The following is a 20,302-nucleotide window of genomic DNA, read 5'->3' as shown; positions in this document are numbered from 1 at the left end:
TAACGCTTAAAGCAGGGTGCGCGCGATCTGAAGGAATGCCAGACGTTCGCGCGCATTCTCACTGGCATCAAATAAGGTGCCATCTTCCACAGACCAGCAGATCGACAATCCTGCATGCGCAATGGCGTAGCGCAGGATTTTTTCTTCCCCACATCCCAACATCCGTGAAAACAGTGTGGTCAGCGCCTTGATGCGCGCCGGCTTGATAATATCGGGCAGGGCATTCAGCGGATTGCCGAAGATGTTTGCCACATCATAGGCGGCGTCACCAATCAGCCCCTGCGGGTCAATTGCCAGCCAGCCGCGTGTGCCGCCGGACACGATGTTGTCGTGGTGCAAATCGCCATGCAGGGGTTTGATGTTGTCCTGTGTACCGAGAAGCTGAAATGCCAGTTGTCGGGCAAAGCCAAGCGGCTCGCGCAACATTGCATCATAGCCGTCGAGTGAGCGGTCAAACAGTGCTGCAAAATGCCTGTCGAGCGGCGTAAGGTTCTCAAGTGTTGCGGGTGAGGGCGCGTGCAGCCTGCCCAGTACATCGGTTATGATCCGGTTGCTGGCGGCCTCACCATGTTCAAGACGGTACTGCCGTAGTGTCAGGTCTCCCGCATCTTCCAGCAGGCAACTCATGCCATGGCTATCGATCAGCCTGATGGCGCCGTTGCCGTCCCGCCAGCGCAGGAAGGCCATGCCCGGTAACTCTCCGATGCCGCGCAGCTTGAGTTCCTTCAGTACTGCCTTCTCACCACTGTCAAGCGTCACGCGGTAAACCAAGCTGCTCGGTGTATCGGCAAGAAGAAAGGCGGAGGATATGCTCCACCGCCTTTTGATGTCTTCTGAAATAACAGGTGAGGTTTTGCCTTCGGTCATGCCGAGAGCATCAGTTCCATGTTCTGCACAGCAGCACCGGATGCGCCCTTGCCGAGATTGTCCAGCAGCGCCACGAGGTTGATGTGCTCGCCGCCTTCGGTGCCGAACACGAACAGCTTCATGGTGTCCTTGCCGGCAAGTTCCTCTGCGTCGATGCGTGACAGGCCCTTGCTTTCGTCCAGCGATACGACTGAGACGATGTCCTGACCGGCATAATGCGCAACCAGCGCATCATGAATGGTCTTGATCGTCGTGCCGTCCTTGAGGTCGGCAGCAAACAGCGGCACCTGTACGATCATGCCCTGTGCGAAGCGGCCGACCGATGGCGAAAACAGCGGAGAGCGATCGAGCAGACCATGGGTCTTCATTTCCGGAACGTGCTTGTGCTTCAGCGGCAGGCCGTAGAGGAAGTTGTTGGCGGTAATCGCATCGTCGCGGCTCAGATCTTCCATCTGGGCAATCATCTGCTTGCCGCCACCGGTGTAACCCGAGACAGCATTGACCGAGACGGGGTAGCCGTCCGGCAGCAGGCCTGCTGCGCGCAACGGGCGGATGAGGCCGATGGCACCCGTTGGGTAGCAGCCGGGGTTGGCGACGAAACGTGCAGAGCGGATCTTGTCGCCTTGTGCATTGTCCATCTCGGCAAAGCCATAGGCCCAATCAGGCGCGATGCGGTATGCTGTCGATGTGTCGATAATGCGCACATTGTTGTTGCCTGCCACCATCGACACGGCCTCTCTCGAGGCTTCATCAGGCAGGCACAGAATGGCGACATCGGCATTGTTCAGCATGTCTTCGCGCATGGCGGCATTGCGCCGTTCCGCTTCGGGAATCGACAGCAGTTCGATATCGCGGCGGTCGGCCAGGCGTGTGCGGATCTGCAAGCCCGTTGTGCCGTGTTCGCCATCGATGAAGATTTTCGCTGTCATGCCCTTATCCTAGCTTTTTCAGTGGGTTACTGCAATTGGCGGAATCAGAGTGCCAATCGCTTGAATCAATTCCTCAGCGCGCCTTGGCAAGCCGTTCGGCGCGCAGGCCAAGCATATACATCGCAACTGTGGCACCGGCAATGGCGGTTATGTCCGCATGGTCATAGGCGGGCGCCACCTCCACCACATCAGAGCCTCTGATGTCCAGCTGGCCAAGTCCGCGCAGGATCGAGAGTATCTTGGAGCTGGTCGGGCCACCGGCAACCGGTGTGCCGGTACCGGGTGCGAAGGCCGGGTCAAGGCAGTCGATATCGAAGGTCAGATACACGGGCTGCCCGGCAGTGCGGTTGACGATCAGCGACGAGATGTCACCCGCCCGCATGTCTTCGACGTCGTGCCCGTAGATAATCTTGATGCCAAAGTCATCGGGTGCGTGGGTGCGAATACCGATCTGGATAGAGCGGTCAGGATCGATCAATCCATCACGCACGGCACGCGCCACGAAGGAGCCGTGGTCAATACGTTTGCCGTCATCGAACCACGTGTCCTGATGGGCGTCGAACTGAACCAGCGCCAACGGCCCGTGCTTGGCAACATGCGCCTTCAGAAGCGGCCAGGTAATGAAGTGATCGCCACCCAGCGTCAGCAGGTAGTCTGAGCGGGACAGGATCTTGCGTGCTTCTTTTTCGATCTTGGCAGGGGTCTGCCAGTGGTTGCCGTAATCTAGCAGGCAATCACCATAATCAATGGTCGGCATGCCCTCGAATAGGTCTCGATGAAACGGATATTGCGGGTCGTTGTCGAAAATGGCTGAGGCACGGCGAATGGCCTGTGGTCCAAAGCGAGCGCCGGGTCTGTTGGAGGTCGCCGCATCAAACGGAATGCCCCAGACAACTGTCGATGCGCCGTTTAGATTTTTGGTGAACTTTCGCCGCATGAAGGAAAGCGTGCCCGCATGGGTCGGATCTGTTGCTGCTGAGGTGAGGGAAGAAGCCGTGAATGCGTGGTCGATGGTTTTTCCCGGCATGCGTCAGTCTCCGTTTTATCGAATCCGTAAGCCTGTTCTATGTGCGCGATGTGTATGTCCAGTGATGGCATTCGCTTTGTCAGCGACATCGCTGTGCGGCAAGATGCTCGACATTGTGCTTTCATGCAACAACACTTTCCCGACGTGAAGGGCGGCCAGCGTTGCGCCTTCATGGAAACGAAAAAGCGGAAACGAAAAAAGGCGGAACCGAAGTCCCGCCTTTTCGAAGTCTGTATTCCGGAAGCGATTAACGCTTGGAGAACTGGAACGAACGGCGAGCCTTGGCCTTACCGTACTTCTTACGTTCAACAACGCGGCTGTCGCGAGTCAGGAAGCCACCCTTCTTCAGAACAGAGCGCAGGCCCGGTTCGAAGTAGGTGAGTGCCTTGGAGATACCGTGACGAACGGCACCGGCCTGACCGGAGAGACCACCACCAGCAACAGTTGCGATAACATCGAACTGGCCTGTGCGTGCTACAGCAACAACTGGCTGCTGCAGGATCATCTGCAGAACCGGACGTGCGAAGTACGCAGTGAAGTCGCGACCATTGATGATGATCTTGCCAGAGCCAGCCTTAACCCAAACGCGGGCTACGGCGTTCTTGCGCTTGCCGGTTGCGTAGGAGCGACCGAGAGTGTCAACCTTGCGGACATGTACAGGAGCCGAAGCTTCTGCTGCCGGAGCGAGGTCTTTCAGAGAGGAAAGATCGGCCATTATTAGGCGCTCCTTACGTTCTTGCTGTTGAGCTTGGCAACGTCGAGAACGACCGGCTGCTGTGCTTCATGTGGGTGGTTGGAACCAGCGTAAACGCGCAGGTTCTTCATCTGGCGACGGCCGAGCGGGCCGCGCGGGATCATGCGTTCAACTGCCTTCTCGAGAACGCGCTCCGGGAAGCGGCCTTCGATGATCTGGCGAGCTGTACGCTCCTTGATGCCGCCTGGGTAGCCGGTGTGCCAGTAGTATTTCTTGTCGGAATACTTGTTGCCGGTGAAGACAGCCTTTTCCGCATTGATGATGATGACATTGTCGCCATCGTCAACGTGTGGTGTGTAGGTTGCCTTGTGCTTGCCGCGAAGACGGTTTGCAACAACGGTGGCGAGGCGACCAACAACGAGGCCTTCGGCGTCGATGATGATCCACTTCTTCTCCACCTCAGCGGGCTTCTGAACGAAAGTCGACATATTACTAGTCTTTCTGTCTGGACCCATGGGCCATAAGGCTCTGGGCGTTTTTTGTTGCTTGGTTTTCTTGCGCCTGAACGCAAGGGTAAGCCGCATTTACATGAAATGTGACTTGGGCGAGCTTATACGTGGGTGCTGAAAAACCGTCAAGGTTTCGAATTTGGGTAAAGCTAGAAAAACGCAAGTAAAATCAATGGTTTGTTTGTGTGGTATTTTAATACCTCACTTTTTAGCCCAGCCGCATCACCAAAACACCCGCTGCAATGACGGCACCGGCGACATAACGCCAGATACTGGCCTTCTCCTTGAGGATAAAAACCGAGATGACGATGGCAAACAGGATCGATGTTTCGCGCAGCGCCGCAACAATGGCAACCGGCGCCTTGGTCATGGCCCAGAGAGCAAGTCCATAGGACAGGATCGAGCCGCCACCGCCCAGAATGCCGCGCCACCAGTTGCCGCGCACATGGGTGATCACGGCACGGCCGCCGCGCATGTAAATGGCGTGGCTGAACAGCAGGACCGGCGGCAAGAGCGACATCCACAAGGTATAGGAAATGGCATTGCCTGCCTCACGGGCGCCAACGCCATCCACAAAAGTGTAGCTGGCGATGACAACGGCATTGAGCAGCGCAAAGATTGTCGCGGTGCGGCCGCCGTGGCGAGCCTCGAATGCCAGTGTCATGATGCCGGCGCAAATGACGAAAATTCCGGTGAGCGCCATTGGTGACAGATGTTCGCCAAGAATGAAGCTGCTGCTGGCTGCAACCAGCAACGGTGCCACGCCGCGCATCAGCGGATAGACCAGCCCGATATCACCGAGTGTGTAGGCAACGGCCACCAGGCGGAAATAGACGAACTGCAGAACCGCTGACGCCAGAATGAAGGGCAGCGCTGTGATGTTCGGCATCGGGAGGAAGGGCAGAAAGGGCAGGGCACAGCAGGCGCCGCCGGCCGCAATCAGTGCGGCATCCAGTGACTTGTCCTTGCCGGATTTGACCAGGGCATTCCAGCTTGCATGGAGCAGCGCTCCGAAGAGAACCAATAAAAGCACATCGATAGACAAGGCAATGATCCGCGAGCGAGGAAAACGGCAGGTTATGTCCAGTTCTATTCGCAGTGAAAGCGCAAGTGCAAGCGGTGTGATGCACGCTTTATTGGGGGTGAGAAAATGTCGTCGTCGGGCGACTTATCGAACGATGTTTTTGGCTGCATCGAAAAGCTGTATTGGTCGATTTTTCAATGTCAAATAATAGAATAATACAACTATTTGGCGATTTGATTTACTGGTAATTTTTATGGTTTTTTTGCAGCATCGAGACGTGGGAAATCTAGTTGTTCTGGGAATGTTGCAATTTGCGATATATCTGAAGTGCTGATGCTTGCCATTCGTCACTAAAATACTGCTTCAGACGATAGTAGATTTGCTCCTGCCAGGCGTTTTATTTCATAAAGTTGGAATTTCTAATTAAACTATAAGTAGTCGCTAAAATGCCTATGAATAAAACATGAATTTATCAAATACAAAGAGTGAACATTTTTCGCGCGTAAAATTTAATTCGGCGCGTGCGAAACGGCACCGCACCAACGTTACGCCGAAAAGCTGATGGAATTTTATGTGGTCAGCAGTCTCTGCCGAACGAAAACGGGCTGCAACGATCATTGGTGCGCGGTTCACATTTGTACACCGGGCAGTTCTTTGCGTCGCGCGTTGGTACGCTGCTGTCAGCTGCGTATTCGCCGGTATCGCACTGACGGTCGCTTCGGACGTAGCGATCATAAAGCGTCATGTTGCGTACGCGCGTCGATGTTTAACGGAGAATGGCCGCGCCCTCACGGTCGATAGCACTCTGTACTGCTGCACAGCTCATGCCTGTTGTATTGTAGCGGGAAATGGCAGCGGCCGGAGAGGCTGCAAGCACGGCAAGCAGTACGGCGAATGTTGTCTTCAGCATGATCTGGTCCTTTTCTTTTTGTTGTTGGATCCCATATGCAAAAGTGCTTCGCATGTCGTAGCCCTTTGAAAAGATAGTCACCCATCCAGGAACCTGATCATGCAGCACGATACTTACGACAATGATTATATAGCAGAAATTCTCGGCTCGGTGAAGACAATTGCCTTGACTGGCGCCTCGCCAAACCCGGATCGTCCAAGCTACGGCGTCATGCGGTTTCTGCTGTCGAAGGGCTACCGGGTGTTTCCCGTTAATCCGGGGCAGGCGGGCAAGGAAATTCTCGGCCAGAAGGTCTATGCGCACTTGGCCGATATTCCGGAGCCCGTTGATATGGTGGATGTGTTCCGCGCCAAGGAGTACCTGTCGTCAGTCGTTGAAGAAACAATCCTGCTTTCGCCACGACCCAAGGTCATTTGGGGTCAGCTTTCCGTGCGTGACGATACAGCAGCCGCCAAGGCTGAAGCCTACGGTATCAAGATGGTTATGGACCGTTGCCCGGCAATTGAATATCCGCGCCTCAATATAACACAGGGTTGAGCGCGCAACAGGCTTATCATTTGCTGCCAAGGCGTTATGATCCTCCAAAGTCCAGTTCAAGGTCTGACATTTTGGAGGAAATACCATGTCCAGCAACAATCCCGGATTTGCGACGCTTGCAATTCATGCAGGCGCGCAGCCTGACCCGACCACGGGTGCCCGTAACACACCGATCTATCAGACGACGGCCTATGCCTTCCGGGATTCGGATCATGCTGCTGCATTGTTTGGCCTGAAAGAATTCGGCAACATCTACACCCGCATCATGAACCCGACTCAGGCGGTGCTGGAAGAGCGTGTGGCGGCCCTTGAGGGCGGCACGGCAGCACTGGCCGTTGCCTCCGGCCATGCTGCACAAATGCTGGTGTTCCACACATTGATGCAGCCGGGCGATAATTTTGTAGCCGCACGCCAACTCTATGGCGGCTCCATCAACCAGTTCGGCCATGCCTTCCAGAATTTTGGCTGGCAGGTGCGTTGGGCCGATACGGCTGAACCGGAAACCTTCGAAAAACATATCGATGATCGCACCAAAGCGATCTTTATCGAAAGCCTTGCCAATCCCGGCGGCACCTTCGTGGACATTGCCGCCATTGCCGAGGTTGCGCGCAAGCATGCCCTGCCGCTGATCGTTGATAACACCATGGCCAGCCCATACCTTGTGCGACCGCTGGAACATGGCGCCGACGTAGTACTGCATTCGCTGACCAAGTTCCTCGGCGGCCACGGCAATTCCATGGGCGGTATCATTGTCGACGGCGGTACATTCGACTGGTCTGCGTCCGGCAAATATCCGATGCTATCCGAACCGCGCCCGGAATATTCCGGCACGGTATTGCACGCCACCTTCGGCAATTTTGCCTTTGCCATTGCGTGCCGTGTACTTGGCTTGCGTGACCTTGGTCCGGCCATTTCGCCGTTTAACGCCTTCCTGATCCTGACCGGTATTGAAACCCTGCCGCTGCGCATGCAGCGCCATTCGGAAAACGCTCTCGCTGTTGCCAAATGGCTGAAAAAACATCCCAAGGTCGGCTGGGTCCATTATGCGGGACTTGAGGATAGCTCCAACCACGCCATCCAGCAGCATTATTCGCCAGCCGGTGCCGGTTCTGTCTTCACCTTCGGTCTGAAGGGCGGTTACGATGCCGGAAAGGGCTTTGTCGCCGGTCTGCAGCTTTTCTCGCACCTTGCCAATATTGGTGACACCCGCTCGCTGGTTATTCACCCGGCCTCGACCACCCATGCCCAGTTGACGCCGGAACAGCAGGTTGCCGCCGGTGCCGGACCGGATGTCGTGCGTCTGTCCATCGGCCTTGAAGACGTCAAGGACATCATCGCCGATCTGGAACAGGCACTGTCAAAAGTATAACAGCTGCACAAACAGAACCTGGAGAACAGCATCTCATGGCATTGACCCTGTCATTCAACCTCGAAGAAAAACTGGCGAATATTGAGCCGGAATACGGCGCCCCGAAACCGGAGCGTCTGATCTCGGGAGACCCAAAATTCACCACATGGAATTTCGAAGAGGCTGATGGCGGGGTCTACGCAGGGATCTGGCAATCAACGCCTGGCAAGTGGCGCGTCGAATATGACGAGTGGGAATATTTCAGCATTCTCGAGGGCCATTCGGTGCTGACATCTGACGACGGTCAAAGCTTTGCATTGCGTGCTGGCGACCGGATGGTATTAAGGCCCGGCTTCAAAGGAAGCTGGGAAGTCCTTGAAACGACTCGCAAGGACTACGTGATCCGTCTTTGAAAAAGGACGGGCCGGAATGAATAGGGTAATGTAATGAGAATACTGAGAACGTTTCTGATCGTAGCGATCGTTTCCGTCGGTTTTATTGGTTTCCAGTGGTACAAATATGTAACCAACACGGACAGCCCCTATGATGAGGTTGGCATCGAGCTGAACAGCCGTATGCCGGGACCAATCAACAAATGGGGTTGTGACAAGCTTCACGAGACATTTGGCAATGTTCTCCCGCCGTATGGTTGCCAGGGTGGCAGCGATGGACGGCAGTGGATTTAACCGCCACAGCATCATACAGACAAAAGCGCCGTGTGTTTTCATCAAACACACGGCGTTTCCATTTTAATCGGCAGGTTTCAGGCGCGGCAATCACCAGACAAGATCCAGACGGTCCAAACCATGGAAATGGTAGACATCCTTGACCTCGGGTTTCCGGGCAATCTTCATGCCTGGCAGGCGGGCAAACAGCAGAGGCAGCGCGATATTCAATTCAAGACGTGCCAGCGGCGCACCAATGCAGAAGTGAATACCGGCACCGAAGGACAGGTTGGCACCTTCGGCACGGTCTGGCTTGAAGGTGAGGGGATCGGTGAATTTCTGCGGGTCGAGATTGGCCGCCGCCAGAATGAGGCTGACCTTATCGCCGCGCTTGAATGCAACGCCGTCGATCTCCACCGGCTCAAGAACCCAACGCTGGAAGATATGCACGGGCGCACAGATGCGCAGCGTCTCTTCAACCGTGCGCTCGGTGGTCTTGTCATCGGAAAATAACGTATCCGGCGCAACGCCGCTTTCCAGGATTACCCGAACCGAATTGCCGATCTGGTGAACGGTGGCTTCATGGCCGGCATTCAGCAGAACGATGGTGGTCGACACCAGTTCGTCATCCGTCAGGAACTGGCCTTTGTGCTCGGTGTGGATCATGTGGCTCATCAGATCATCGCGCGGGTTTTCGCGACGATCCCTGATGATGCTGCGAACATAGTCAGCGAATTCCTTGGCCGCCCTGTCCGCCGAATGTTCATCTTCGGTGGTGCGTTTGAACATATACATGCCGACATAGGCATGGGACCATTCCAGTAGCTTCGGGCCCATCTCCTCGGGAATGCCGATCATCCGGGCAATCATCGTCACCGGAATGATATCTGCGAAGGAGGCGAGAAGCTCTGTCTTGCCATCTTTTTCAAAACCGTCGATCAGCTTGTTGGCCAGCGCCTCGATTTCCGGCTTCATGATCTCGACATGGCGAGAGACGAAAGCGCGGTTGATGAGGGTGCGCAGCCGCGTATGTTCCGGCGGTTCGATTTCCAGCAGCGAATGGCGCTCGGCCGCATCGAAATGTTTGACGTGCTCCTGCGGCTCGGCAAGGCCCAGTTCTTCGCGGCTGGCGACATGCAGGATCTGCCGTCCGAAACGGCGGTCACGCAACAGCGCATTGACGTGGTCATAGCCGGTGAAAAACCACTGTTTCTGTTCCTCCCAATAAAAGGTGGGACAGTGTTTGTGCAGAGCCGCATAAACAGCATTCGGATTTCCGAAGAACTCCGGGTTGCGGGCATCAAGCGAGACATGGCGCGTAGCGGTGTCGATTGTCAGAAAATCAGGAATATCAGTCATGCAATCATATCTATTGGAATGGGTGCCGGGCTGGAAGATGTTTTCCAAACCGGAGATAAATAAGCGGTGCGTTCCTGATCTTAGCGGTTGGCAATCGCGGTGATGCGGGCCAATGCCGCGACCTGACGGTCGGCATTGTTATCCATCGGATCTTCATTACGATCATTGGCGGCGATCACCACGTTGTTTTCACCGTTGAAGAATACGGTTCTGTTGCGGCCGGCCTTCTTGGCGGCGTACAGCGCCCGGTCGGCAATCGTCATCAGCGCGTGGAGATCCGGCGCGCCGCTATTGTCAGTCGCGATACCGACGCTGACAGTCATGGGAATGGTTTGCTTGCCATCGTCAAGCGGTGTGCGGGCAAGGTGCAGCCTGATGGTTTCGGCAACCATGATCGCCCGGTCGGGAAGGGCGGTTTCCAGAAGCAACGCAAATTCTTCGCCACCCATGCGCACGAACATGCCTGTCTCGGAAATGATGGTTTCCGCCATACGTGAAAACCGCGTGAGCGCGATATCGCCGGACTGGTGACCGTAGCGGTCGTTGATCTTCTTGAAATGATCGATGTCGAACAGGATGAGAGCCACGCTGTGGCCAGAATTGGCCGAGCGTTTTGCCAGTCTTTCGAATTCTTCTGTCAGGCCACGGCGATTGCGAGCGCCGGTCAGTTCATCGGTCGTTGCCAACAGGTGCAGGCGCTTTTCCGTTTCTTCAATATAGAGCATGGCACTGAGCGTGATCACGGCAACAAAGAACAATGCACCGTAAATGGCGGTAATGGTCGTCAGCGGCACGACATTTCCGGTCGCCATATTATGCTTGATAACCACATAGGCGGTGATTGCTCCGCACAGGGCCTGAAATACCAGCAAACTGGCAAGGGTTTTGCGCGTCGGGCTGCGCTTGCCCTTGTAATTCAGAAGAACACTGGCCAGCATGAGGTAACCAAGGCCCGCGGCCGTATGATAAAGAACGATGCGATAGGCCATGCTGTCGCGTACAGGTGGGACAAACATGAACGCCACCCACAGCAATGCAGGGATCGCGACCCAGCCTTCGATCTTTTTGCCGCTGATTTTGAGCAGGCCCGCAAGCCAGCAGGCAAAGCCTAGCAGTGCGACTGTATTGCCCACCTGAATAGAGGCGAAATTCGGGATTTCCCCGCGCAGCATCACCAGGACGCAGCCAATCGTATTAAGCGCGAAGCCGGACGCGAACAGCAGGTATTGTGTTTTGGCGCGTTGTCGCAGCCACATGCCGAGCAGCAGAAAAGCCAGGGTGAGTGTTTCTGCGGCCCAGAGAAGCATTACTGTTTTGGCATCAAACACCGTACGATCCTAATCTGCGCGTTTGCGCGTTGCTTCACGCGCCATGATCCTCATGATCATGGAGGAAACGCTTGAAACTAACCTGATGGCACGAAGTTCTATTCCGGGAGGAAATGCGGGACGGGCCTGCGCGGAAGTATCAACACCAATTGCTAATGGTTCGTTGCCGGACCGGGGCAAAACTGGGGTGATCCAGAGGTTTATTTCTGACCTATGAAGCCCACCAAAGCGCCGGACGCGGGTTGCGTGACACGCAGGTGCTTGAACTCTTGAAACCTGCACCAGATATAAAGGCCACGGCGGTGGACGATATTGGCTGCAGATTTGGAAAAACGAGTTCGAAATTTCGAAAAGCCGCTACGACGATCATCTTTGGAGCAGATTTCATTCTCGTTATGAGAAAACTGTGCTGGCGTGGGCTTTGCTGAGACGATGTGACGGGTAATGGACTTGAGAATTCATCAATCATTCACCACATCCGGTTTTCGTCGTTGATGATCAAGCATCGTCAATGCGTGGCTATGGCGACTCATGCGAATGCTCATTAGAGCGCCAGTAAGAAATGCCCGCTATTAAGGATATCCGCCGCCTGTGTCTTGAAGTACGTGGCTTGGACACTCTATGTAGAGAATGAAGAAATAGATTTGATTCCGGTTCGCAGATCGTGCCGGGCAAGAGTTGATAAAGGACGGACATGAGAAATCCAGTTGATACCGCCATGGCTCTGGTGCCGATGGTCGTGGAACAGACCAATCGCGGCGAACGGTCCTATGACATCTACTCGCGTCTTCTCAAGGAACGCATCATTTTCCTGACTGGTCCGGTTGAAGATCATATGGCGTCGCTGGTTTGCGCCCAGCTGCTCTTCCTTGAGGCTGAAAACCCCAAGAAGGAAATTGCGCTTTACATCAATTCTCCGGGCGGCGTCGTAACCGCCGGCATGGCAATCTATGATACCATGCAGTTCATTCGCCCGGCTGTATCGACGCTCTGCGTTGGTCAGGCTGCGTCCATGGGTTCGCTGCTGCTGGCTGCCGGTGAGAAGGGCATGCGTTTTGCAACGCCAAACGCCCGTATCATGGTGCACCAGCCATCCGGCGGTTTCCAGGGCCAGGCATCCGACATCGAACGTCACGCCCGTGACATCATCAAGATGAAGCGCCGCCTGAATGAAGTTTACGTGAAGCACACCGGCCGCACGCTTGAAGAGGTTGAAAAAACCCTTGATCGCGACCACTTCATGGACTCGGAAGAAGCAAAGGATTGGGGCGTCATCGACCGCATCCTGACGTCGCGCGCCGAAATCGAAGGTGCGTCTGCTTAGTAACGCATGCGCGTTTTTGACAATGGTTTGAGACCCTCTGTGGAAATAGAGGGTTTAAACCGGGAAAGAAAACGCTAATAGTACATATTAAGGCTATGTTGAAAATTTATGACGTAGCGTTGATGCTTGAAGGGGATTTCGTTGCCTCCGGGGTTCGGATTGTTTGTCCGGTCCGGTTTAGTACCCCCGGAAACAATGCGGGCACGTATCCTGAAAACGGAAAACGTGCCGGCAAGCGGTGAGTTTACCGCATTCCGTTTGACGGAATGACGGCGTGCTGGAAGGAAAGAGATATGAGCAAAGTCAGCGGCAGCAACGGCGGCGACTCCAAGAACACACTCTATTGTTCATTCTGCGGCAAGAGCCAGCACGAGGTCCGCAAGCTTATTGCTGGACCGACGGTATTCATCTGCGATGAATGCGTCGAATTGTGCATGGACATCATTCGCGAAGAGAACAAGAGTTCCATGGTGAAGTCCCGCGAAGGCGTTCCCACGCCGCAGGATATCATCAAAATTCTCGATGAATATGTCATCGGCCAGATGCAGGCGAAGAAAATTCTCTCCGTGGCCGTTCATAACCATTACAAACGTCTGGCACACGCCTCGAAAAACGGGGAAGTGGAACTGGCGAAGTCGAACATCATGCTGGTTGGCCCAACCGGTTGCGGCAAGACCTATCTTGCCCAGACCCTGGCCCGCATCATCGATGTGCCCTTCACCATGGCCGATGCCACGACGTTGACCGAAGCTGGCTACGTGGGTGAAGATGTTGAAAACATCATCCTCAAGCTGCTCCAGTCTGCGGATTACAACGTTGAACGCGCTCAGCGCGGTATCGTTTACATCGACGAAGTGGACAAGATTTCCCGCAAGTCTGACAACCCATCCATCACGCGCGACGTGTCGGGTGAGGGCGTACAGCAGGCTCTGCTGAAGATCATGGAAGGCACGGTTGCGTCCGTTCCTCCACAGGGTGGTCGCAAACATCCACAGCAGGAATTCCTGCAGGTGGATACGACCAACATCCTGTTCATCTGCGGTGGCGCGTTTGCCGGTCTGGACAAGATCATTTCGGCACGTGGCGAAAAGACCTCGATTGGTTTTGGCGCAACGGTCAAGGGTCCGGAAGATCGTCGTGTTGGCGAAGTGCTGCGTGAACTGGAGCCGGAAGATCTGGTCAAGTTCGGTCTTATTCCTGAATTCATCGGTCGTCTGCCCGTTCTGGCAACGCTCGAAGATCTCGATGAAGACGCACTGATCCAGATCCTGTCGGAACCAAAGAATGCTCTGGTCAAGCAGTACCAGCGCCTGTTCGAGATGGAAGATGTCGAACTGACATTCCATGAAGACGCATTGCGCGAAATTGCCCGCAAGGCAATCACCCGTAAAACCGGTGCTCGCGGTCTGCGTTCGATCATGGAAAAAATCCTGCTCGACACCATGTTCGAATTGCCGACGCTTGAAGGCGTTCGTGAAGTCGTGATCTCTGACGAAGTCGTCAGTGGTGTAGCGCGTCCGCTCTACATCTACGCCGATCGTCAGGAAGAAAAGACTAACGTTTCGGCCTGATTCGATTACGGTAGAATTGAAAGCCCCTTGCAGCACGGCTGCGAGGGGCTTTTTCTTTGGCCAATGGCCACAGTCCATGGTGTCCCAGGAGAACGCCTCATGAGTTTTGTGTCTGCCGTTCTCGTGCATGTCGCTGATATGGATGAGGGGATCGCGTGGTATGAGAAAGCCTTTCCTGGCGCCGTGCGAACCGTGTCGCAGCCTTCAGGGTTCGAGTTTTTGCAGGTCGGTCAGACGCAGTTGGAACTGGTGCTGGCCGATGACAAGGTAGCAAGCGGGGCCGCTGGCAGTGTGGTCTATTGGTGGACGGACGACTTTGAAAAATCGCTCACCCATCTGCAGGCGCTTGGAGCGGTGCTTTACCGCGGCCCGATGAGAATCGATGGTGATATCCTGATGTGTCAGGTTCGCGACCCATGGGGTAATTGCATAGGTCTACGCGGCGCTGCCCTCGCGATGGCATAAGGGCAGGGGTGTCAGCTCAATTTCCGGCGCTTTTGGCGATGCTTTTATCGCAATTCTGCGACGTTCCTGCGGATGGCGGCTATTTTGCGTGTAGAGCCGTTTGCTCTTTGCTGATAATGTTTTACAACTGATTTGTGACGCGGTGTTTCGCGTCTGGCGGCAAGTGTATTTCTGCCCCGCAAGCATGTTGCTTGCGACTGCGTAAAAATTAGTCTTAGTACACGCCGCATTTTAAATTTCGGTCCCTGGCGGGATACCGGCGTTTCGTCTGGCTTGAAATTGGGGTGATGAAACTCCATTTCTGGTAGGAAACGAGAATGCGCCGAAGAACCCAAGAACTTCGGCAGAGTGGCTCATTGAGGCCATGGAAAGGAAATAACATGACGAACACTACGTCTGCAGCATCTGGTGGCACTTATCCTGTCCTTCCCCTGCGCGACATTGTTGTTTTCCCGCATATGATCGTCCCGCTGTTCGTAGGGCGTGAGAAATCTATTCGTGCGCTTGAAGAGGTCATGGGTTCCGACAAGCAGATCATGCTTGCCACTCAGATCAATGCTAGCGACGACGATCCTGAACCATCTGCTATTCATGACGTTGGCACCGTGGCCAATGTTCTGCAGTTGCTCAAGCTGCCTGACGGCACCGTCAAGGTGCTGGTGGAAGGCAAGGGTCGTGCAAAGATCGACACTTACACCAGCCGCGAAGATTTCTACGAGGCAACGGCGGACCTTCTGGACGAGACCAAGGATGATCCTGTCGAAGTAGAAGCTCTTTCCCGTTCGGTCATTTCCGAATTTGAAAGCTACGTGAAGCTCAACAAGAAGATCTCCCCTGAAGTGGTTGGCGTTGCCGGCCAGATCGAGGACTATTCGAAGTTGGCTGACACGGTGGCATCGCACCTGTCGATCAAGATCAGCGAAAAGCAGGAAATGCTCGAAACCGTCAGCGTGAAGCTGCGTCTGGAAAAGGCGCTTGGCTTCATGGAAGGCGAGATTTCGGTTCTTCAGGTTGAAAAGCGCATCCGTTCTCGCGTCAAGCGCCAGATGGAGAAGACGCAGCGCGAATATTACCTGAACGAGCAGATGAAGGCGATCCAGAAGGAACTCGGTGACGGCGAAGACGGCCGTGACGAGATGGCCGAGCTGGAAGAACGCATCTCCCGCACCAAACTCTCCAAGGAGGCCAAGGAAAAGGCCGAGGCGGAGATGAAGAAGCTGCGCCAGATGAGCCCGATGTCGGCAGAAGCCACCGTTGTTCGCAACTACATGGATTGGCTGCTTGGTCTGCCATGGGGCAAGAAGTCGAAGATCAAAACTGATCTGAACAAGGCTGAGGAGATCCTCGAAGTCGATCACTTCGGTCTCGACAAGGTCAAGGAACGTATCGTCGAATATCTGGCCGTGCAGGCACGCGCCACCAAGATTCGCGGACCGATCCTGTGCCTCGTTGGCCCTCCAGGCGTTGGTAAGACTTCGCTTGCAAAGTCCATCGCCAAGGCAACCGGCCGCGAATATGTTCGCATGGCGCTGGGTGGCGTACGCGATGAGGCGGAAATTCGTGGTCACCGCCGCACCTATATCGGCTCCATGCCTGGCAAGGTCGTGCAGTCCATGAAGAAGGCCAAGAAGACCAACCCTCTCTTCCTGCTCGATGAAATCGACAAGATGGGTATGGACTTCCGTGGCGATCCGTCGTCGGCTCTGCTCGAGGTGCTGGATCCGGAACAGAACTCCACCTTCATGGACCACTACCTTGAGGTGGAATATGACCTGTCCGACGTGATGTTCATCACCACGGCAAACACGCTCAATATTCCAGGCCCGCTGATGGACCGTATGGAGATCATCCGCATCGCTGGTTACACCGAAGATGAAAAGCGTGAAATTGCCAAGCGTCACCTGCTGCCTAAGGCCATCAGGGAACATGCGTTGCAGCCGGACGAATTTTCCGTCAGCGACGATGCGATCATGGCGGTCATCCAGCAGTATACCCGTGAAGCCGGCGTTCGTAGCTTCGAGCGTGAATTGATGAAACTGGCACGTAAGGCCGTGACCGAAATCATCAAGGGCAAGACCAAGTCCGTGGCTGTAACGGCTGCCAACATCAATGACTATCTGGGCGTTCCACGCTTCCGTCATGGTGAGGCTGAACGTGAAGATCAGGTCGGCGTTGTCACCGGTCTTGCATGGACCGAAGTTGGTGGCGAACTGCTGACGATCGAAGGCGTGATGATGCCGGGCAAGGGTCGTATGACCGTGACCGGTAACTTGAAGGAAGTGATGAAGGAATCGATTTCGGCAGCGGCATCCTATGTCCGTTCGCGCGCTGTTGATTTCGGCATCGAGCCTCCACGTTTCGACAAGAGCGACATCCACGTTCACGTTCCCGAAGGTGCCACTCCGAAGGATGGCCCATCGGCAGGTGTGGCGATGGCAACCGCCATCGTATCGATCATGACCGGCATTCCTGTTTCCAAGGATGTCGCCATGACCGGTGAAATCACACTGCGTGGTCGTGTTCTGCCCATCGGCGGCCTCAAGGAAAAGCTCCTTGCAGCCCTGCGCGGCGGCATCAAGAAGGTGCTCATTCCGGAAGAAAACGCCAAGGATTTGGCCGAGATTCCGGACAATGTGAAGAACGGAATGGAGATCATTCCTGTGTCCCGCATGGGTGAGGTTATCGAGCATGCGCTGCTGCGCAAACCCGAGCCGATCGAGTGGGATGGCAGCATTGAGACGCCACTGGTTGCCACCGTCGAAGGTGTCGATGACGCCGGTCAGACGATCGCACATTGAGGTTTTACGACCTCACGTGAAGCCATATTGGTAAAAAACACACAAAGGCTGGCAGAAATGCCAGCCTTTGTTGTGAAAAAAGCAGCTAGACCTCTTGTTTTTCAGGCGATTCCGGCGCTTTTGAGTTGCGGGTCGCAGGTAGCTAGCTATTCTGCGCCCGGCTTAATTTGAGTCGTTTCAAACCATAGAAAGGGGTGGAAACATGAATAAGAATGAGCTCGTTTCCGCAGTTGCCGAAAAGGCCGGTCTCACTAAGGCAGATGCTGCTTCCGCAGTTGACGCTGTATTCGAAACCGTCCAGAGCGAACTGAAGAATGGTGGCGACATCCGCCTCGCAGGTTTTGGCAGCTTCACTGTCAGCCGTCGTGAAGCCTCCAAGGGCCGCAACCCGTCCACGGGTGCTGAAGTTGATATTCCTGCCCGTAACGTGCCGAAGTTCTCGGCTGGCAAGGGTCTCAAGGACGCCGTGAACTCCTAAAGTTTCCACTATGCGCTGCCTCGCGGCGAGTGAGCGCATATTTGGCTTGTGAGTACTGAAATTGAAAGCCCGGTGCCTTTGCATCGGGTTTTTATTTTGCCTTGCGTCTGTTTGTTGTGGATGACCCGGCTAAATAAACTATGTCTGTCATTCGTGTGTAACATGCATGCAGCAGAAGCCGACTGTTCGATTTAATGGAACAGGAGGCTTCCCATGACGTTTCGTTTTACTTCGGCCGGCCTGATGGCTGTGCTGCTTACTTCCGTCGCCTTGCCTGCTGCTGCTGATCAGGTTTTCAACCGCATTGCATCTTTCCCGGTGGCGCTAAACCTGCCCAAGGACAAGGACGCCAAAACGGTATCGTCTGCTGAGATCATCGCGGCCAGTGAAGACGGCAATACACTGATCTATTCCGACAGCCCGCTGGGCGGCATTGGCTTTATCGACATTACCGATGCCAAGGCACCGAAGGCTGGTGGTGCCCTGTTGCTGGAAGGTGAACCGACGTCGGTCGCCGTTGCTGGAACCAAGGTTCTGGCCGGTGTGAATACCTCTGAAAGCTTCACCAAGCCATCTGGCAAACTGGTGACTGTCGATATCGCCAGCAAAAAGATAGAAGCCAGCTGCGATCTGGGCGGTCAGCCTGATTCTGTCGCCATTTCCCCAGACAAGACATTTGCCGCCATCGCGATCGAAAATGAACGCGATGAAGACGTCAATGATGGTGCATTGCCGCAGATGCCGGCTGGCTATCTGGTCACGGTTGCCCTAAAAGACGGCGTTGCCGATTGCGCCACCGTCAAGCACATTGACATGACTGGCCTGGCAGATATCGCACCGGAAGATCCAGAGCCGGAATTCGTTTCCATCAACACGAATGGCGACATTGCCGTGACGCTGCAGGAAAACAACCACATCGTGATTGTTGATGGCAAAGCCGGCACGGTCAAAAGCCACTTCTCCGCTGGCACGGTTGACCTGGAAGGCATCGACACCAAGTCGGACGGCGCCCTGAAGTTCACGGACAAGCAGGAAGCCCGTAAACGCGAACCTGACGCCATCAAGTGGCTGGGCACAGATCGTGTTGTCATCGCCAATGAAGGCGACTGGGAAGGCGGCGCACGCGGCTTCACCATTTTCGACACAGCTGGCAAGGTCCTCTATGAAGCTGGCGCTTCCTTCGAACATGCCGTCGCCAGTATCGGCCACTATCCCGAGAAGCGTTCGAGAGCCAAGGGCGTAGAGCCTGAAGGTCTTGAAGTCGCAACCTTTGGCGATGACCGCTTTATCTTCGTTCTGTCCGAGCGTAGCTCTGTGGTTGGCGTTTACAAGGATACCGGCGCAGAACCTGAGCTGACACAGCTTCTGCCATCCGGCATCTCTCCAGAAGGTGCTGTGGCGATCCCTGGCCGCAATCTGCTGGCAACTGCCAACGAGGCCGATCTGGTCGAAGATGGTGGTGCCCGTTCGCACGTCATGTTGTTTGAGCGTGCAGAAGGCGAGGCGGCCTATCCGCAGCTGGTATCGGCAACGGTAGACGGCGCGCCAATCGGCTGGGGTGCACTGTCCGGTCTGGTCGCTGACGCTGAAAAGGATGGCATCCTTTATGCGGTGTCCGATTCGGTTTACGGCATGCAGCCATCGATCTACACGATCGACGCAACCCAGAAACCTGCAGTCATCACTTCTGTTCTGCGCGTGAAGCGTGATGGTCAGCCTGCCCAGAAACTCGACATCGAAGGCATCACTCTCGATGGCAAGGGTGGTTTCTGGCTGGCATCGGAAGGCAACAGCGAAAAGCTACTTCCGCACGCGCTTTACAACGTCAACGCCAAGGGTGAGATCAAGGCCGAGATCGCCCTGCCGAAAGAGTTGCTTGAGGGTGAGACCCGTTACGGCTTTGAAGGTGTGACGGTTGTGGGTGAAGGCGACGACGCCACCCTGTGGATGGCTGTGCAGCGCGAATGGGGCACAGACGAGAAGGGCTTCGTGAAGCTCGTCTCCTATAACCCCAAGGCCAAGGAGTGGGGCGCTGTGCGTTACCAGCTCGACAAGCCTGAAGCCGGTTGGGTTGGCCTGTCGGAAATCTCTGCCCATGGCGACCACGTCTACATCGTAGAGCGTGATAACCAGATTGGTGATGCCGCAGCCATCAAGAAGCTGTACCGCGTTGCAAAGGCTGACCTGAAGCCTGCCAAGATCGGTGGCGAGCAACCTCTCGTGACCAAGGAACTGGCCCATGACTTCCTGCCAGACCTTAAGGCGCAGACCAATGGTTACACCGTCGACAAGCTGGAAGGCTTTGCCTTCGACAAGTCTGGCAAGGCTTACGCCGTGACCGACAATGACGGCGTGGATGATTCCTCGGGCGAAACACTGTTCTTTGCAGTGGACCTCAAGGGCACCAACTGATTTTTGACGCACAAAAAACGGCCGGACACCAAAATGTCCGGCCGTTTTTGTTTTGGA

Annotated in this window: 19 protein-coding genes; 10 read left to right on the top strand and 9 right to left on the bottom strand. The window is 55.1% G+C overall.

From position 1 onward, the window contains the following. Positions 1-6: 6 nt before the first annotated feature. The 7 genes from M2418_RS05330 to M2418_RS25735 form a co-directional block, all read right to left on the bottom strand. Positions 7-867, bottom strand: a complete 861-nt coding sequence (locus M2418_RS05330) for an aminoglycoside phosphotransferase family protein (RefSeq protein ID WP_259145281.1) — start codon at positions 865-867, stop codon at positions 7-9. Next, positions 864-1,796, bottom strand: coding sequence for an N-acetyl-gamma-glutamyl-phosphate reductase (gene argC, locus M2418_RS05325; RefSeq protein ID WP_192487532.1), 933 nt, complete (start codon positions 1,794-1,796; stop codon positions 864-866). Before argC ends, M2418_RS05330 begins: the two co-directional genes overlap by 4 nt. A gap of 73 nt (positions 1,797-1,869) precedes the next feature. After that, entirely contained in the window at positions 1,870-2,823 is a 954-nt protein-coding gene (gene speB / locus M2418_RS05320) for an agmatinase (RefSeq protein WP_259145275.1), read from the bottom strand. A 247-nt stretch (positions 2,824-3,070) separates the two neighbouring features. Then, positions 3,071-3,538, bottom strand: a complete 468-nt coding sequence (gene rpsI, locus M2418_RS05315) for a 30S ribosomal protein S9 (protein WP_192487534.1) — start codon at positions 3,536-3,538, stop codon at positions 3,071-3,073. A 2-nt stretch (positions 3,539-3,540) separates the two neighbouring features. Continuing rightward, entirely contained in the window at positions 3,541-4,005 is a 465-nt protein-coding gene (gene rplM / locus M2418_RS05310) for a 50S ribosomal protein L13 (protein WP_192487535.1), read from the bottom strand. Between the two features lie 229 nt (positions 4,006-4,234). Further along, the gene (locus M2418_RS05305) at positions 4,235-5,071 is read right to left on the bottom strand and encodes a DMT family transporter (RefSeq protein WP_259145266.1); all 837 of its coding nucleotides are present in this window, start codon (positions 5,069-5,071) and stop codon (positions 4,235-4,237) included. Between the two features lie 745 nt (positions 5,072-5,816). After that, positions 5,817-5,960, bottom strand: coding sequence for a hypothetical protein (locus M2418_RS25735; RefSeq protein WP_405049379.1), 144 nt, complete (start codon positions 5,958-5,960; stop codon positions 5,817-5,819). Between the two features lie 99 nt (positions 5,961-6,059). Here M2418_RS25735 and M2418_RS05295 point away from each other — a divergent pair, with 99 nt between their 5' ends. The 4 genes from M2418_RS05295 to M2418_RS05280 all read left to right on the top strand — a co-directional run bounded on the left by M2418_RS05295 (position 6,060) and on the right by M2418_RS05280 (position 8,531). Then, complete coding sequence (locus tag M2418_RS05295; RefSeq protein WP_250982810.1) at positions 6,060-6,497, top strand: CoA-binding protein; 438 nt, start codon at positions 6,060-6,062, stop codon at positions 6,495-6,497. 85 nt (positions 6,498-6,582) lie between these two features. Beyond that, positions 6,583-7,866 carry an O-acetylhomoserine aminocarboxypropyltransferase gene (locus M2418_RS05290; RefSeq protein ID WP_259145264.1) on the top strand — a complete coding sequence of 428 codons (1,284 nt, stop codon included), beginning with the start codon at positions 6,583-6,585 and terminating at the stop codon, positions 7,864-7,866. 35 nt (positions 7,867-7,901) lie between these two features. Then, positions 7,902-8,258, top strand: a complete 357-nt coding sequence (locus M2418_RS05285) for a cupin domain-containing protein (RefSeq protein ID WP_259145262.1) — start codon at positions 7,902-7,904, stop codon at positions 8,256-8,258. Between the two features lie 33 nt (positions 8,259-8,291). After that, positions 8,292-8,531 carry a hypothetical protein gene (locus tag M2418_RS05280; protein WP_192487542.1) on the top strand — a complete coding sequence of 80 codons (240 nt, stop codon included), beginning with the start codon at positions 8,292-8,294 and terminating at the stop codon, positions 8,529-8,531. Positions 8,532-8,621: 90 nt separating this feature from the next. Here the strand turns inward: M2418_RS05280 and M2418_RS05275 are convergent, their stop codons facing one another. Together M2418_RS05275 and M2418_RS05270 are read right to left on the bottom strand one after the other, a co-directional pair. After that, complete coding sequence (locus M2418_RS05275) at positions 8,622-9,869, bottom strand: cytochrome P450 (RefSeq protein WP_259145260.1); 1,248 nt, start codon at positions 9,867-9,869, stop codon at positions 8,622-8,624. A gap of 80 nt (positions 9,870-9,949) precedes the next feature. Further along, the gene (locus M2418_RS05270; RefSeq protein WP_250982806.1) at positions 9,950-11,197 is read right to left on the bottom strand and encodes a GGDEF domain-containing protein; all 1,248 of its coding nucleotides are present in this window, start codon (positions 11,195-11,197) and stop codon (positions 9,950-9,952) included. 694 nt (positions 11,198-11,891) lie between these two features. Here M2418_RS05270 and clpP point away from each other — a divergent pair. From clpP to M2418_RS05240, 6 genes are all read left to right on the top strand, one after another. Continuing rightward, positions 11,892-12,521, top strand: coding sequence for an ATP-dependent Clp endopeptidase proteolytic subunit ClpP (gene clpP / locus M2418_RS05265; RefSeq protein ID WP_192487546.1), 630 nt, complete (start codon positions 11,892-11,894; stop codon positions 12,519-12,521). A 293-nt stretch (positions 12,522-12,814) separates the two neighbouring features. Then, the gene (gene clpX, locus M2418_RS05260) at positions 12,815-14,092 is read left to right on the top strand and encodes an ATP-dependent Clp protease ATP-binding subunit ClpX (RefSeq protein WP_192487547.1); all 1,278 of its coding nucleotides are present in this window, start codon (positions 12,815-12,817) and stop codon (positions 14,090-14,092) included. Positions 14,093-14,191: 99 nt separating this feature from the next. Then, positions 14,192-14,557 carry a VOC family protein gene (locus tag M2418_RS05255; protein ID WP_259145256.1) on the top strand — a complete coding sequence of 122 codons (366 nt, stop codon included), beginning with the start codon at positions 14,192-14,194 and terminating at the stop codon, positions 14,555-14,557. Positions 14,558-14,937: 380 nt separating this feature from the next. Beyond that, positions 14,938-17,355, top strand: coding sequence for an endopeptidase La (gene lon / locus M2418_RS05250; protein ID WP_192487549.1), 2,418 nt, complete (start codon positions 14,938-14,940; stop codon positions 17,353-17,355). Between the two features lie 202 nt (positions 17,356-17,557). Continuing rightward, on the top strand, positions 17,558-17,833 hold the full coding sequence (gene hupB / locus M2418_RS05245; protein ID WP_192487550.1) for a DNA-binding protein HupB: 276 nt from the start codon (positions 17,558-17,560) through the stop codon (positions 17,831-17,833). Positions 17,834-18,046: 213 nt separating this feature from the next. Continuing rightward, the gene (locus tag M2418_RS05240) at positions 18,047-20,245 is read left to right on the top strand and encodes an esterase-like activity of phytase family protein (RefSeq protein WP_259145245.1); all 2,199 of its coding nucleotides are present in this window, start codon (positions 18,047-18,049) and stop codon (positions 20,243-20,245) included. The last annotated feature ends 57 nt before the right edge of the window (positions 20,246-20,302 follow it).

Origin of the sequence: Rhizobium sp. BIGb0125, assembly GCF_024810055.1 — a bacterium.
Taxonomy (GTDB): Bacteria; Pseudomonadota; Alphaproteobacteria; order Rhizobiales; family Rhizobiaceae; genus Agrobacterium.
Note: the sequence above shows the minus strand (reverse complement) of the source record. Positions and strands in the feature narration are given on the sequence as shown.